At 65.7% G+C, this 14,797-nt stretch carries 14 protein-coding genes and 1 tRNA gene; 12 read left to right on the forward strand and 3 right to left on the reverse strand.

The window, feature by feature from the left end; genetic code table 11:
• Positions 1-5: 5 nt before the first annotated feature.
• Complete coding sequence (locus tag ACWCOP_RS03780) at positions 6-1,457, reverse strand: lyase family protein (protein ID WP_478249898.1); 1,452 nt, start codon at positions 1,455-1,457, stop codon at positions 6-8.
• A 2-nt stretch (positions 1,458-1,459) separates the two neighbouring features.
• Positions 1,460-2,770 (reverse strand): TetR/AcrR family transcriptional regulator, encoded by a 1,311-nt coding sequence (locus ACWCOP_RS03785; protein ID WP_478249899.1) that lies wholly within the window; start codon positions 2,768-2,770, stop codon positions 1,460-1,462.
• Positions 2,771-2,944: 174 nt separating this feature from the next.
• On the opposite strand from ACWCOP_RS03785, the gene ACWCOP_RS03790 reads away from it, so the two are divergent.
• Positions 2,945-6,055, forward strand: coding sequence for a TonB-dependent receptor plug domain-containing protein (locus tag ACWCOP_RS03790; RefSeq protein ID WP_478249900.1), 3,111 nt, complete (start codon positions 2,945-2,947; stop codon positions 6,053-6,055).
• Positions 6,056-6,363: 308 nt separating this feature from the next.
• Positions 6,364-7,824, forward strand: coding sequence for an SLC13 family permease (locus ACWCOP_RS03795; RefSeq protein WP_478249901.1), 1,461 nt, complete (start codon positions 6,364-6,366; stop codon positions 7,822-7,824).
• Positions 7,825-8,097: 273 nt separating this feature from the next.
• On the opposite strand, the gene ACWCOP_RS03800 is transcribed toward ACWCOP_RS03795, so the two are convergent.
• Positions 8,098-8,172 (reverse strand) — tRNA-Thr (locus ACWCOP_RS03800).
• Positions 8,173-8,285: 113 nt separating this feature from the next.
• Between ACWCOP_RS03800 and ACWCOP_RS03805 the strand changes: the two genes are divergently transcribed.
• The 10 genes from ACWCOP_RS03805 (at position 8,286) to ACWCOP_RS03850 (ending at position 14,742) form a co-directional block, all read left to right on the forward strand.
• Complete coding sequence (locus ACWCOP_RS03805; RefSeq protein WP_478249902.1) at positions 8,286-8,426, forward strand: hypothetical protein; 141 nt, start codon at positions 8,286-8,288, stop codon at positions 8,424-8,426.
• Positions 8,427-8,507: 81 nt separating this feature from the next.
• Complete coding sequence (gene murA, locus ACWCOP_RS03810) at positions 8,508-9,785, forward strand: UDP-N-acetylglucosamine 1-carboxyvinyltransferase (RefSeq protein WP_478249903.1); 1,278 nt, start codon at positions 8,508-8,510, stop codon at positions 9,783-9,785.
• Between the two features lies 1 nt (position 9,786).
• Positions 9,787-10,278, forward strand: coding sequence for a DUF2948 family protein (locus tag ACWCOP_RS03815; protein ID WP_478249904.1), 492 nt, complete (start codon positions 9,787-9,789; stop codon positions 10,276-10,278).
• A complete protein-coding gene (locus tag ACWCOP_RS03820; protein WP_478249905.1) occupies positions 10,275-10,748 on the forward strand; it encodes a UPF0262 family protein in 474 nt (157 codons plus the stop codon). Before ACWCOP_RS03815 ends, ACWCOP_RS03820 begins: the two co-directional genes overlap by 4 nt.
• Entirely contained in the window at positions 10,745-11,200 is a 456-nt protein-coding gene (locus ACWCOP_RS03825) for an arsenate-mycothiol transferase ArsC (protein ID WP_478249906.1), read from the forward strand. Before ACWCOP_RS03820 ends, ACWCOP_RS03825 begins: the two co-directional genes overlap by 4 nt.
• A gap of 150 nt (positions 11,201-11,350) precedes the next feature.
• The gene (infA, locus tag ACWCOP_RS03830) at positions 11,351-11,569 is read left to right on the forward strand and encodes a translation initiation factor IF-1 (RefSeq protein ID WP_009800516.1); all 219 of its coding nucleotides are present in this window, start codon (positions 11,351-11,353) and stop codon (positions 11,567-11,569) included.
• 4 nt (positions 11,570-11,573) lie between these two features.
• Positions 11,574-12,158 carry a Maf family protein gene (locus ACWCOP_RS03835; protein ID WP_478249907.1) on the forward strand — a complete coding sequence of 195 codons (585 nt, stop codon included), beginning with the start codon at positions 11,574-11,576 and terminating at the stop codon, positions 12,156-12,158.
• Positions 12,155-13,222 (forward strand): ribonuclease E/G, encoded by a 1,068-nt coding sequence (locus tag ACWCOP_RS03840; protein ID WP_478249908.1) that lies wholly within the window; start codon positions 12,155-12,157, stop codon positions 13,220-13,222. The genes ACWCOP_RS03835 and ACWCOP_RS03840 overlap by 4 nt, the downstream gene beginning before the upstream one ends.
• Positions 13,219-13,416: a DNA gyrase inhibitor YacG gene (locus ACWCOP_RS03845; protein ID WP_478249909.1), complete on the forward strand. Its 198-nt coding sequence runs from the start codon at positions 13,219-13,221 to the stop codon at positions 13,414-13,416. The genes ACWCOP_RS03840 and ACWCOP_RS03845 overlap by 4 nt, the downstream gene beginning before the upstream one ends.
• 60 nt (positions 13,417-13,476) lie before the next feature.
• Complete coding sequence (locus tag ACWCOP_RS03850) at positions 13,477-14,742, forward strand: alginate export family protein (RefSeq protein WP_478249910.1); 1,266 nt, start codon at positions 13,477-13,479, stop codon at positions 14,740-14,742.
• The last annotated feature ends 55 nt before the right edge of the window (positions 14,743-14,797 follow it).

A 14,797-nucleotide genomic window follows, 5' to 3' on the forward strand; every position in this document is an offset into this window, starting at 1 on the left:
CATGGTCAGCGCGCCTCTTGCGGGCAGGCGAGCGCGGGGCGCCGGCCGTCAAAGCCCGGATCATCGGCGCGGGCGGCTCGCGCCTCTGCGATGGTGCGATCAAGCTGGGCGCCTGCGAGGCCGAGATAGCTCGTGGGATCCAGCAGCTCTGTAATGTAATCCTCGCTCAGGACCGCTGCAATATCCGGATCGGCGGCCAGCGCGGCGCGAAACCCGCCCGGCGTCGTGGCGGCGGCGAAGGCCGCTGCGCGCACGCGCTCTTCGGCCTCCACGCGGCCCAGAGGCTCTGCCAGCGCGAAGACCACCTGCTGGGACATGATCATGCCGTCGGTACGGTCCAGATTGGCGCGCATGACCGCTTCGTTCACCTCAAGGCGTGCGATCAGGCTCCCTGCGTCGCCTAGCATGTCAGCGGCGGCGATGGAAAGCTCGCCGACGGCCCGGTTTGATCGCGACGTGTTGTCGCGCTCAAAAAAGCTGACCATGTCGTCGATGACGATGGCCGCAAGGCGCGGCGTCACCCGGCCATGGTGGATCAGGGCTTCCGATAGGGAGGGGTTTGATTTGTGCGGCATGGTGCTGGAGCCCACGGCGGTGGAGGGCCGCCGCTCGACCACTTCGCCGATATCGGTGGCCTGCAGCAGGAAGACCTCCTGACCGAAGCGCTCCCATGTGCCGGCGATCAGGGCCAGTGTGGAGGCGTATTCGGCGAAGACGTCGCGAGAGCCGTGCCAGTCGGCGGGGTAAGGCGTGTCGAAGCCGAGATTGCGCGCGAAGGCGATCTCCACCGCCATGCCCTCATCGCCGAGGCCGTAATAGCTGCCCACGGCGCCCTTCAGGATCGCCGAGCGGTCGAGCCGATCCAGAAGATCGCTCAGCCGGTCGATGTGGCGGCGATTCTCGCCGATCCACACACCCAGCTTCTTACCGAATGTGATGGGCAGGGCGTGCTGGCCAAGCGTGCGGCCCATCATCGGCGTGTCGCGGTGGGTTTCGGCCAGCTCGATCAGGGAAAGCTCGATGGCCTGCATCTGCTCGATCATCATCAGGACCGAGCTGCGCACCTGCATGATCGCCACGGTGTCGTAAATATCCACCGTGGTGGCGCCGAAATGCAGGTACTCGCCCGCCTCTTCCGGCATGGAGCGGCGCCAGACATTGAGCATCGCCACCATGCGGTGACGTACGATGGCGTATTCGTCGGCCAGCGCCTGCGCCGTCACCAGGTCAGGATCGGCGGCTGCGCAGATGGCGGACGCGGCGCTCATCGGGATCACGCCAAGCTCGCCCTGGGCCAGCGCCATGGCCGCCTCCACCTGGAGCACCAGAGCGGTCTCGCTACGCTCGGCGTAAAGCGCCTCGACGCTTTCAGGGCGCGCCTGGGCGTTCGCCGCGCTGATGGAGACAAACCCCAGCGCGGCAAGACAGAGCGCTCGCGCGATTCTTGAACGGCTCATCGTCATTGCGGTCCCCTCAGCCCATGAAGCAAGAGGTGGAGATAGTCGCGGGTGGCGGTTCGCGGGTCTGTGGAGATGCTCCAGCCCGCAAAGCTCTTCGCCGCCGCCAGCATGTAGCCGCCATTGAGAAAGACGACGCTTGCGAGAATGTCTTCCACGAGACTGGTGTCGAGGCTGCGGGCCTCGCCGGATGCCGCCGCCTCGGTGAGGGCGTCGCCCAGGCGGCGCGAAATGGTTTTCAGGCGCGTGACGTGGCGGCGCTGGCGCGGCGCCTCCAGCACCGCGGCCATTCCAGGTCTCAGCAAGGGCTCCACGCCGGCCGCCTGGCGGTAGACCAACTCGGCGAGAACGCTATGCACGCGCCCCAGCGGCGCCAGATCGGCGTCGTCGGCCTTATCAAGGGCGCGCTCCACGATCTGCAGCGAGCGCTCCAGGCATTGATCGAGGAACTCCGCCTTGTCCTCGATATGGTAGTAGAACGCGCCGCGCGACACGCCGAGATCGGCTGCGACCTCGGCCAAGGACGTGCCGCCGAATCCCTGCTGGTTGAAGCGGCGCGATCCGGCCTTAAGAAAAGCCTTGCGCTTCATGCGGTTGCGTGCGTCACGATCAAAGATCGCCAACGCCTCGTCAGGCGTCAGGTCCAGCGGCGTCGCGGCCCGAAGCGGGCCTGGCGACGCGGATAATCCGTGGGTGATCAGGTCGGTGAGTGTTTCTAGGTCGCCCTGGTCATCGTCGGCGCGGCGATGCTGGCTCTGTCGCTCACCCATCCAGTCCAGCAGGGCCAGGATCAGGCAGCTCGCCGGTTCGGCGCGTCCCAGCGGAGCGCCGGTCTCGGCGATCCAGGCGGCGACCACCTCATTGATCTCCGCCACGCACTTGGTGAGCTCGCCGGCGATGTGCAGGCGAAGGGTGTCGGGCAAGGCGTCAAGATCATGCAAAGCGGCCAGGTGAGGGCGCTCGCCATTGGCGGCCTGTTCAAGCTGGGCGGCGTAGGCGGAAAACAGCGCGGCGAGGCGAGCCGCCGAATCGCCCGGGGCGGCCAGAGCGCTGTCCACGGCGTCGTGAAGAAAGTCGGTGGCGGCCACGAACACCGCCTCCGCCAGATCTTCCTTGCTGGCGAAATAATACGAGATGCTGGTCTTCGTCAGCCCCAGATCGGCGGCGACGTCTTCGAGTCTCGTGTGCGCAAAGCCTTGTTCATTGAAGTGCTTGGCCGCAGCAGAGACGATCGCGTCCACCTTCAGCCGCCGCTCCTGTTCGCGCGAGAACGGAGAGGCGTGGTCGGGAAATTCCGGCCGCAGGACGGACATGATGGGGAGCGCCTTTTTGAACGTTCACGACAGCAGAGTGCCCCTCTAAGCGAACAGGATCGGGGCCCTTTGGCAACATGTATCGTCCGAGATTTGAACCGTGTGTATGTTTTTCGTTGACAGTGTCGAGCCGTAAGGGTCTCGTTTGCGCATAAAAAACCAGGGAGGGATAAAATGTCGGTTAGAGGCTTACTTAATTGTTCGGTCGCGCTGAGCGCGCTGAGCGCGCTGGCTCTTGGCGGTGCTGCGTTTGCGCAGGAGCAGACTGACGAGCCCGCAGCGGCGCCGCCGCAGCGCGCCGACGTGATCGTCGTGACGGGCACCAATATCGTCGGGGCGCGAATCAACGAGGCGTTGCCCGTTACGGTCCTCAACTCCGACGATATCGCGGCCATTGGCGGCGTGGACGGCGAAGACCTGATCCGGTCGCTTCCGTCCCAGGGCGGCGTGGCGTTTCGCACCGACAACAACACCACCAACAACAATGCGCGCGGCGACATCGCGTCGATCAATCTGCGCTCCATCGGCTCAAGCGGCACGCTGGTGCTGCTGAACGGACGCCGCGTCGTCAATCACCCGTCGACCCAGGCTGAGTTGTCTACGCCGGTGACCACCACCAACGTGAACGCGCTGCCGGTCTCGGGAATCGCGCGCGTCGAAGTGCTCAATGACGGCGCCTCGGCGATTTACGGCACGGACGCCGTAGCCGGCGTGTTCAACACCATTCTCGACGACAGCTTTAACGGCCTCGAGGTGCGCGGCCGGCATCTCTACGCCACCGGTAACGGTCTCAACGAGCAGACCCTGACCGTGAAGGCGGGCGAAGACTTCAACGGCGGGCGCACCAATGTCTCGTTCACGGCCGAGTATTCGCGCCGGGACGGACTGTTCGCCGACGAGGTCGAGCGCGCCGCCAGTGAAGATCTGCGCCCCTTCCTGGTGGGGACAAGCTTTGAGGGCGACGACTCATTCGACAACCGCGCCACGCAAACCCCTTGGGGCCAATGGACGTTGAACACCGGCTCGGCGAACCGCGTGCGCCAAAACGGCGTGACACTGACCTCGGCTTCGGGCGTGTTCCATTTCCAGCCCAACGGCTTCCCCGGTTGCCGCGCGGACACGGCCGACGCACTGTCGGTCCCGGGCCTTTGCATTGACGACGGCAGTCAGGATCGCGACCTGCGCTATGACGGCGCGCTGGGCCGCTCGATCATCTCAGACCGTGACCGCTTCAACGGCTTCGCCTTCCTGAACCATGATCTGGACAATGGCGTGCGCCTGTACGGCGAGCTGGGGTATTATTACGCCGAGACCCGCTCCACCAACGAGCCGCGCAACGGCATCGGCGCGACCAATATCTCGGTTCCGGCGAACTATTTCTATAACCCGTTCGGGCCGATCACGTTCTCCGACGGCTCCATCAATCCCAACCGTCTGCCGGGTCTGACCAACGTGCCGGCGGAGGGCCTGCCGGTGTTCACCGACGCGGGGCGCTACCGCTTTGTGGACGTGGGCTTCCGCGACATCGACGTGGTCAACACGCAATGGCGCGCCCTGGGCGGCGCCCGCGGCGAGTTCGGTGATTCAGGCTGGGAGTGGGACAGCGCGGCGCTGTACAATCGCGGCTACGCTGAAGACACGGTGAACAACTCGATCTCACGCACGCTGTTCCAGCAGGCGCTCTTCAACGAAACGCCCAACGTTTACAATCTCTTCAACGGCGGCAATCCGGCCAATCCCTCCGTCGGCGACGCGACGCCCAATGACCGCAGCCTTATCGAACCCTTCCTGGTCGACGTGGTCCGTGAGAGCACGTCCGAGCTCGCCCTTGTGGACTTCAAGGTCAGCAATGGCGACGTCTTCGCCGTACCCGGCGGGTTCATCGGCCTGGCGGCGGGCGTCGAGGCCCGCTACGAAGCCTATGACGAGGACCGCGACGCCCGGGTGGACGGCACCATCACCTTCACCGATCAGGTGACCGGAGAGGTGAGCGAGACCGACATCTACGGCACCAGCCCGACGCCGGACTCCAGTGGTTCGCGCAACGTGCTGGCCGCTTTCGCCGAGGCGTCCATTCCGGTGGTCAGCCCGGACATGAACATCCCGCTTGTGGACACGTTCGATATCCAGCTGGCCGCACGCTATGAGGAGTATTCCGACTTCGGCGGCAGCGGGATCAAGCCGCGCATCGCCGCCGCGTGGGTTCCAGTTGAGGGCTTCAAGCTGCGCGGCGCCTATTCGCAAGGCTTCCGCGCGCCCAACCTGATCGTGGTGAACGAGGGCGTCGATCGGTCCAACGCCCGTGAAGACAGTTATGCCTGCGAAGCCGGCGTGCGCAACGGGACCTTCGCCAACTTCGCCGCGTGCACCGGGTTCTCCGAAGGCCGCATCGAGCGCCGCTCCGTGTCCGACGATATCGGGCCGGAGGACGACATCAACATCACCTACGGCATCGTGTTCGAGCCGCGCGGCCTGGACGGTCCGCTCTCCTTCCTTAACTCGCTGACGGTCACGGTGGATCGCTGGGAGATCGAGCGTCAGGACGTGGTCGGGGTGTTCGGGGCTGAAAACCATATCAGCCTGGACTATCTCCTGCGCCTGCAGGGCTCTTCGAACCCCAACGTCGTGCGGGCCGCCCCCGATCAGGACGACATCAATTTCTACACCGCCGCGAACCTCGACCCCGCGGGCGACATCCTGTTCATCCGTGACACCTACGACAACAATGAAAACATTGATGTTCAGGGTATCGATTACGGGATCTACTACGGGTTCGACGACACGCCGCTGGGCGATTTCGACCTGAGCGTGAACGCGTCCTTCCTCGACACTTATCTGATCGCTCTGTCGCCGGGCGCCGAGCAGATCCGGGCCGCGGTGGACAGCGGTCTGATCTCCAACGAGATCACCGTCTCCCAGGAAGGCAATATCATCCTTCAGGACGGGCAGCCGGAATGGCGCGCCTCGGCGACCCTCACCTGGCGTCACCCGAGCGGCTTCGGCGGAGGTGTTCGCGCTGACTACACCAGCGAGTTCATCGACACCGGCGCCGGTCTGAACCCCAATGGCGATCCCTTCATCGTCGCCGAGTGGACCCAGACCAACGCCTATGTGCAGTACAATATCGACACAAACGGGCCGCTTGACGGCATGCTCATCCGCGTCGGGTCGAACAATATCTTCGACGAAGATCCGCCGCTCGCCGACGAGACCAATGGTTATGACGCCGCGTATCACAGCATTCGTGGACGTCAGGTCTATATCGACGTGCGCAAGCGCTTCTAGTTCAGGGGGTTAAGGGGGGGCGCCGCGGCGATGCGGCGCTCCCTGACCTTCTTGAGGAATTTTCCCTCACCCGGCCTCAACGCTGAACCCTGCTGGGCCTGCGGCCCGGCACGCGGCGGCTTGCTGGTTCCAGCCTTCGCGCCGGATCCGGACCGCTGAAGCGCGCCGCCGCATCTTGCGGGGGGTCTCCATCTTAGCCGTCCATGCATACACTGGCGTCGACAGAGCAAGGCCCCGCGTATGCACGACGGCGGTCTTGCGGGCGCCGCACGCATCCTTGAACTGAATGATCAAAACAGGGCGATGTAATGACTGCACGAGACGATTCCGCACCGGCCCTGTACCAGCGCATAGGCTTGTTCGCCGGCCCGGTCATCGCCCTGGCCGTCGCCTTCGGCTTTTCTCCCGAAGGCCTGCCGCGAGAAGCCTCGGTGGTCGCGGCGGTGGGCCTGCTCATGGCCATCTGGTGGGCGACCGAGGCGATACCCGTGGCCGCTACGGCGTTCGCGCCTATCGTCATTCTACCCCTGGCCGGGGTGGCGAGCATCGCAGAGGCCGCCGGGCCTTACGCCAACCCGATCATCTATCTGTTTCTGGGCGGGTTCGTGATTGCGCTCGCCATCGAACGCTGCGGCCTTCACCGGCGCATCGCGTTTTCCATCTTCGCGGTGATCGGCGCGGATGCGCGCTTCATCGTCGCCGGCTTCATGGTGGCGGCGGCGTTCGTCAGCATGTGGATCTCCAACAGCTCGACGACGCTTATGCTGCTGCCCATTGCGGTTTCTGTGGTGACGGTGATCAGCGAGACCATGCCCGAACTTGACGCCCGCGAGCGGCGTAATTTCGGCGCCTGTCTTCTGCTGGGCCTGGCCTATGCGGCGACGATCGGCGGACTTTCGACGCTGGTGGGTACGCCGCCCAACGCCTTCCTCGCCGGCTTCATGCAGGAGACCTATGGCGTCGAGATGGGCTTCGCGCGCTGGATGATGGTGGGCCTGCCGGTGGCGATCTGCCTTTTGCCTATCGCCTGGATCATGCTCGTGCGGGTGATCTTCCCGGTGGGCTTTCGCGCCTCGGGGGCGGCGATGACCCATATTCACGAGCTGCGCCGGAATCTGGGCAAAATGTCCAAGGCGGAGGTGCGCACCACCTTGCTGTTCCTGGCGGTGGTGCTGGGCTGGGTGCTTCGCGAGCCGATCCAGGCGCTCACCGGGCTGACCGGGCTCACAGACGCCGGCGTGGCCATGGCGGCGGCCATGGCGGCCTTCCTAATCCCGTCGGGCAAGACCAATCGAGCTCTGGTGGTGTGGGAGGACATGAGCCGGCTGCCCTGGGGCGTGCTGATCCTGTTTGGGGGCGGGCTGGCGCTGGCCTCGGCGGTGTCGAGCTCGGGCCTCGCCCTATGGATCGGCCAGCAGCTGTCGCCGCTGGGCGCGGTGAATATCGTGCTGTTGATCATCGCGGCGACGGCGATGGTCATCTTCCTCACCGAACTCACCAGCAATCTGGGCACCGCGGCGACCTTCCTGCCGGTGATCGCCGCCATCGCGGTGGAGACCGGCCAGGATCCGCTGGTCTTCGTGATCCCGGTGACGCTGGCGGCCAGCTGCGCCTTCATGCTGCCGGTGGCGACGCCGCCCAACGCCATCGTGTTCAGCTCCGGGCTCGTTTCGATCCCGCAAATGGTGCGCGCCGGCTTCTGGCTGAACATTATCTCGGTGGTTCTGCTCAGCGTCGTCGCCCTGTACTGGGCCCCGATGATCTATTGAGGCGCGCGTCGCCGCCCGCGCGACTGGATCAGAAGCGCCCGGAGCCGATTTGGAGGGCGTGCTAGCCGACCAGAGGGGCGCCTCTCGAATCGAGCGGCTCACAGGCGGGATGTGCACAAAAACAGAGGCCAGACGAAGCCGAGGCCTGGCCGAAATCAAGCTCTTAAAAACAAAGGTCCGGAATTCCGCCAAGCGCCGTATTGGCCTTGCGCCGGCTCCGCGGCGCGCGCGACGTCGTGCTGAGTCAGCCGATTTGAATTTTTTAAGTGAAAATGGTGCCGCTAGAGTGAATTGAACACTCGACCTCTCCCTTACCAAGGGAACGCTCTACCCCTGAGCTATAGCGGCGCAACGGTGCGGGCGCGTCGCCCACCACGTTGGAGCGGGGGCTATACCCCATCTGAATCGCGCCGCCAAGGGTGGGCTTGACGCTTGTTGCAGACGATTGCACTTGAGAGCCCATGAGCGAGAAACGCCTGGACAAGACCGCCCCTGATGATGCGCAGCGTGCACGCGAGCAACGCCTGGCCGAAGCCTTGCGCGCCAATCTGAAGCGGCGCAAGGCTGCAAAAAAACCGGAGAAAGGGCCAGGCTCGCCCTGATATGGCCGCACGCAACGCCTGGAGTTTGCGTTAGGACGTCTCAGGCGCGCTTGCGCTCCGGATCTGGACGAAAGGTATTTCATGGATCGCATTGTCATCCGGGGCGGCGCCCGCCTTGACGGACGCATCGAGATTTCCGGCGCCAAGAACTCGGCGCTCAAACTCATGGCCGCCTCGCTGCTCACCCCTGAGACGCTGACCCTGACGCGGATGCCGCGCCTGGCCGACACGCGCTTTCTGGGCAAGCTGCTCGCCCATCTCGGCGTTGAAGTGCGCGAGGAGGAGCCGGCGCGCCTGGTGCTAAAGGCGAACGACGTCAAGGATGCGTTCGCGCCCTATGATCTGGTGCGCAAGATGCGCGCGAGCTTCAACGTACTGGGCCCGCTGGTGGCTCGCCAGGGGCGCGCGAAGGTGTCGCTGCCCGGCGGCTGCGCCATCGGCGCGCGGCCTGTGGACCTTCATCTGGAAGCCCTGCAGGCGCTGGGCGCCACGATCGAGGTGAGTGAGGGCTATGTGAATGCGCAGGCTCCGTCCGGCGGCCTTCGCGGCGGCCGGATGATTTTTCCCATCGTCTCGGTGGGCGCCACCGAACACGCCATGCTCGCCGCGGTGCTGGCGAAGGGCGAAACGGTGCTGGAGAACTGCGCCCGCGAGCCGGAGATCGCCGATCTCGCCGGTTGCCTGAACGCCATGGGCGCCAAGATTGAAGGGGCTGGTGAGGCCACCATCCACATTCAGGGCGTGGACGCGCTTTCCGGCGCCCGGTGGGAGGTCTGTCCTGACCGCATCGAGACCGGGACCTACGCCATGGCGGCTGTGGCTACGGCCGGCAAGGTAAGGCTGGACGGCGCGGTGTACGACCATAACGCCGCCCTCTGGCGCGCCCTGGGCCGCGCCGGCGCCGTTGTGACGGCCGAAGACGGCGCGGTGACGGTGGAACGCGCTCCCGGACCGATCCAGGCGGTGGACGTGCAGACCGCGCCCTATCCAGGCTTTCCCACCGATCTGCAGGCGCAGTTCATGGCGCTGATGGCGCTGGCTGACGGCGCCAGCGTGATTCGCGAAACAATTTTCGAGAACCGGTTCATGCACGCGCCTGAATTGTCGCGCCTGGGCGCCAACATCCAGGTGCGCGGCAATGAGGCGGTCGTGCGCGGCCCGGCGAGGCTGAAGGGGGCGCCGGTGATGGCCACGGACCTTCGCGCCTCGGTAAGCCTTGTCATCGCCGGACTGTGCGCAGAAGGTGAAACCACGGTGAGCCGAATCTACCATCTCGATCGCGGGTTTGAGCGTCTGGAAGAGAAGCTCTGCGCGTGCGGGGCCGATATTCGGCGCGAAGCCGAGAAGGAGAGCGCCTGACATGGGCGAAGCCAAGCCTTTGCGACTGATCGCGCAGGAGCCCCAGGAGGTGGCCGCCCTGTCGGCCGCGCTTCAGGATGCGGTCGGCAAGATCGGCGATTTTCTCTATGAGCCGGCCAAGGCCCGCTTCACGCTGGCGCTCAACCGCTATCGCTGGGAAGCCGGCGGGCGCGGCAAGGGCGAGCGCGTGCGCACGGCCTTTCAGGCCGGTTCGGTCACGGCTGCAAAAGCCAAACGCCTCAAGCAGGGCGCCGACGACGCGGTGGTCTCGCTGCTGTCCATAGTCTTTGAGCCGGGCGAGGCTCCGGAGGATAATCCAGGCGGGGCGCTGGTCTTCACCTTCGCCGGCGGGGGCGAGCTGCGCCTTGATGTGGAGTGCGTGGACATGGTGCTCGCCGATATTTCCGAACCCTGGCGCGCGGTGCGCCGGCCGGCCCATCGCGAGGGTGAAGCCGCCCCGGACGGGAAAACTTCAGGGCGCGTGGACCCATGAGCGATCAGCATCTGGTTTCGGTGGAGCTTGATCAGGCCACGATCGGCAAGGCCGACGAAAATGTCGAGCATGAGCGCCGCGTGGCGATCGCCGATCTGCTTGAAAGCAACATGTTCAAGCCCGCCGGCTCGGAGGAGGGGCCCTACGCCCTTCGCCTGGCGATCGAGGATCAGCGCCTTGTCTTCGACGTGAAGACGCCGGAAGGCGAGCCGGTGCGGATTTTCGTATTCTCGCTGGGACCGCTGCGGCGCATCATCAAGGACTATTTCCTGATGTGCGAGAGCTATTACGCGGCGGTGCGCGATGCGCCGCTGGGCCAGATCGAAGCCATCGATATGGGCCGCAGGGGCGTGCACAATGAAGGATCGACGCTGCTGCGAGAGCGGCTAGAGGGCAAGATCGACGTGGATTTCGACACCGCCCGGCGTCTGTTCACCCTGATCTGCGCGCTCCACAGGAGAGGCGCGTGAGCGAGAGGCCGCAGCCGCAGCCGCCAGCAATCGTCTTCATCTGTGCGCGCAACGCGGTGCGTTCGCCCATGGCCGAGGCCCTGTGGCGCCTGCGATTCGGGGCGGATGCGCCGGCGTTTTCCTGCGGGGTCGAGCCGGCGAGCCTGCCTGATGGGCATATGATCACGGTGATGGGCGAGAAGGGCGTGGATCTCTCCGGCTATGAATGCCGCGGCCTTAGCGAGGCCGCCGCCGGACCGGTGGATCTGGTGGTGTGCCTGGCCGCGGATGTGGCCGAAGAGGCCCGCGCCTTCGCCAAAGCGCGCGCTGCGGCGTTTGCAATCTGGCCGGTGGAGGATCCGGCCGGCTTCGGCGAGCGCGACCGATTCCTGCGGCTGGCCGCCTATCGGGCCGCGCGCGACGCCATCGAGGGGCGCATTCTCGCGTTCGAGACGGAATCAGGGCTTGCATGAAGGACGGATTGTCTTGATTGAGCGTCCCGTGCTCGACGCGGGGCGGAGATCACGCGTATATAGCGCCCGGAACGATCCGCGGCGCGCGCGCTTCACCGCTGCGCCGCGCGCCTACCCGCTTACAGATTGAGATTGAGAACGAGGAGCCGAATGGCGAAAGAAGAACTTCTGGAGTTCCCGGGCGAAGTCGTGGAACTGCTTCCCAACGCGACCTTCAAGGTCAAGCTGGAGAACGACCACGAAATCATCGCCCACACCGCGGGCAAGATGCGCAAGAATCGCATTCGCGTGCTGGCCGGGGACAAGGTGCTGGTCGAAATGACGCCCTACGACCTGACCAAAGGGCGCATTACCTATCGCTTCAAGTAGGCCGGTGTCCGTTCCGGACGGCCGCCCTGCGCTGGTCCTGGCGAGCGCGTCGCCGCGCCGCCGCGATCTCCTGATCCAGATCGGCGCGCCTGCGGACCGCATCGCCCCCACCGATATCGACGAAACGGCGAAACCCGGCGAGACGCCGCGGGCGCTGGCTTTGCGCCTGGCGCAAGAGAAGCTCGCCGCCGCGCAGCATCCGGGATGCTTCGTGCTGGCCAGCGACACGGTGGTCGGCGTGGGCCGGCGCATCCTTCCCAAGACCGAGACGCGCGAGGAGGCCGAGGCCTGCCTCAAGCTGATGAGCGGACGCAATCACCGGGTCTATACGGGCGTCGCCTTGCGGGCCCCCGACGGGCGCGAGGCGAGCCGGGTGGTGGAGACGCGCGTGGCCATGAAGCGCCTCGACGCGGCTGAAATCGCCGCCTATCTGGAGTCCGGTGAGTGGAAGGGCAAGGCGGGCGGCTATGGTGTTCAGGGCCGGGCCGGCGCGTATATCGAAAACCTGATCGGCAGCTATACCGGCGTCGTGGGCCTGCCGGTCTATGAAGCCCGCCAGCTTCTGGTGGGACTGGGATACTGGTTTTGAGAATCGTCGCTTCCGACAATATCGGTGAAACGCGCGCCGCCGTGATCGACGGCGACCGCGCCGTGGAGCTGCATGTGGAACGCTGGAGCGAGCGCGCTGCGCGCGCCGTGCGCGGGGAGGTGTTCCGCGCGCGGGTGCGCAAGGTGGACGCGTCCATCAACGGCGCCTTCTGCGATATCGGCAAGGGCAAGGAGGGCTTTCTGCCCTTCGGCAAGGCCGGGCGCCCCGACGAGGTGCGCGAAGGCGCCGCCATCGGCGTGCAGATCGCGCGTGAGGAATTTCAGCAGAAGGGCCCGACGCTTTCCCTGTTCGACGTGGAGCCCGGCGACGCGCCCGAGACCATCGCATCGGCGCCGCCCCTGGCCGAGCGCCTGGCGATGATGTTCGACGCGCCGGTGCGCACGCCCAAAGAAGCCGAAATCGAGCTTGATGAGCTGTTTGACGCCGCGCTGGAACCGGTGGTGGGGCTGCCCGGCGGCGGGCGGCTGATCATCGAGCCGGTGACCGCGCTCACGGCCATCGATGTGGACGCATCGGGGCGCAAATCGCCGGGCGGAACCCACAAGCTGGCGCTGGATCTCAACCGCGCCGCGGCGCGCGAGGCCGGCCGTCAGATCCGCCTGCGCGGCATTGGCGGCGTCGTCGCCATCGATTTCCTGCCGCTGAAGAAAAAAGCTGATCAGGCCACCCTCGCCCAGACCCTGCAAAGCGCCTTCAAGGGTGATCCGGCCAAGGTGGACATCGCGCCGGCCAGCCGCTTTGCGGTGGTGGAACTGGCCCGCCAGCGCCTGGGCCGCGCCCTGCACGAAATTTGCTGGGAGCGTTATGGCGTCGACAGCGTTGAAACCGCTGCGCTGACCGCCCTGCGCGCACTGGAGCGCGAAGGCCGCTCAAACCGCGCGGCGAAGCTTGAGATTCGCGCCGGGGCCGAGGTCCATGCCTGGCTCGACGCCGACCCGATCGGCTGGCGCAAGACCGCCAAAGCCCGGCTCGGCGACCGGTCCGTCCTGATCGCCGATCCGGTCCTGACCCCGCGAAAGAGCGATGTGAGGCCTGTGCGATGAGCGACGCCAAGAGCAAGACCCTGCCGCCCTGTCCCATGTGCAAGCGGCCCGGCTTGCACGAATTTCGACCCTTCTGCTCTCGGCGCTGCGCCGACGCGGATCTGGGCAACTGGTTCTCCGGCGCCTATGCGGTGCCGGGCGATCCGGTGGACCCTGAAGCCATCGCCCTCGGCGAGCGCGACGCGGATGATTAACTAAACCGGAGCGGTGTCTCTCTAAAACGCTGAGCCAGTCGTTTCAGCCGGAGACTGTTCATGTTCATTCTACTCACCGCCGCCGCCCTTGGCGCCGCGCAATCTGATATGGCGGAGCCTGCGTCCCCCTTCACCTTCGAGGGCTCCACGCGCATCCGTTATGAAACCCTGTCCGCGCCGTTTCGCGCCGGGCGTGAGGGCTCCGATCAGCAGCTGAGTTGGCGGACGCGGGCGCTGGGTGAATACGAATCCGGGCGGTTCGATTTCGGGGTCGAGCTTTTTGATGCGCGCGCCTGGCTCACCGATGAGGGGGGGGTGGTCTCCTCCACCGCCATCAATACGCTGGAAATCCTTCAAGCCTATGTGCGCGCCGACATCGACGGCGGCGAGGTGCAGGCCGGCCGGTTCGTGATGAATGTCGGCTCCCGCCGCCTGGCTGGCGAGAACTCGTTTCGTAACTTTCCCGCTACGTTTGAAGGGGTTCGCGGCGCGTTCACGCTCTCTGAAGGGCTAAAGCTGGACGCATTCTACACCGCGCCGGTGGAGCGCAAGCCGGGCGACCGGGCGGCGTTGCTGGACAATGAGCACGAGTTTGACGAGGCCGACTGGGACACCCGCTTCTGGGCCGCCCACCTCACTCGGTCCGAACTTGCGCCGGGCGTGGATGGGGAAGTCTATCTGTATGGCCGGACGATAGACGGCGGGACGGATCTCTACACGCTTGGCGCCCGGCTTTCCGGCGAGCGCGGCAAGGCTGATTTTGATCTGGAGACCATGTGGCAGACCGGCGAGACCGGCGCCGGCCTGGACGTGGCCTCGGCGTTTGTCCTGGCTGAAACCGGCTATCAGTTTGACGGCGACTGGTCGCCGCGCCTGTCCGCACAGCTTGTCTACGCCTCCGGCGACGATGATGCGGGCGACGGCGAGTGGAACCGCTTTGACAGCCTATACGGGCTTCGCCGCGGCGTGCTGGGTCAGACCGGGATTTTCGGGCCGCTGGATCTTGAGAACATCGTCGCTCTGGGCGCCCGGCTGGAAGTCGCGCGCGGGCCGGTGGCGATCGATGTCCTGGTTCAGGACGTGTCGCTGGCTTCCGATACCGATCGCTGGCGCCGGTCGGGGCTGCGCGATGTCACCGGCAGCTCCGGCGATCATGTGGGCCAGGTGATCGACTCCCGTCTGCGCTGGTGGGTGAAGCGGGATGTTTTGCGCCTTGAAGCGGGCGCGGCGGTTCTGTTCAAGGGCGAGTTCGCCACCGACGCGCCGGGCGCGCCGCAGAACGACAATCCGCTCTACACCTATGTCATGCTGACGCGGTCCTTCTAGGCGGCTCAGCCTCTCACGGAATGCGAAACGCCGGCCCGACGCAACGTCAGGCCGG

The sequence above is a fragment of the Apolloniradiicaulis salifontis genome, from assembly GCF_053756655.1.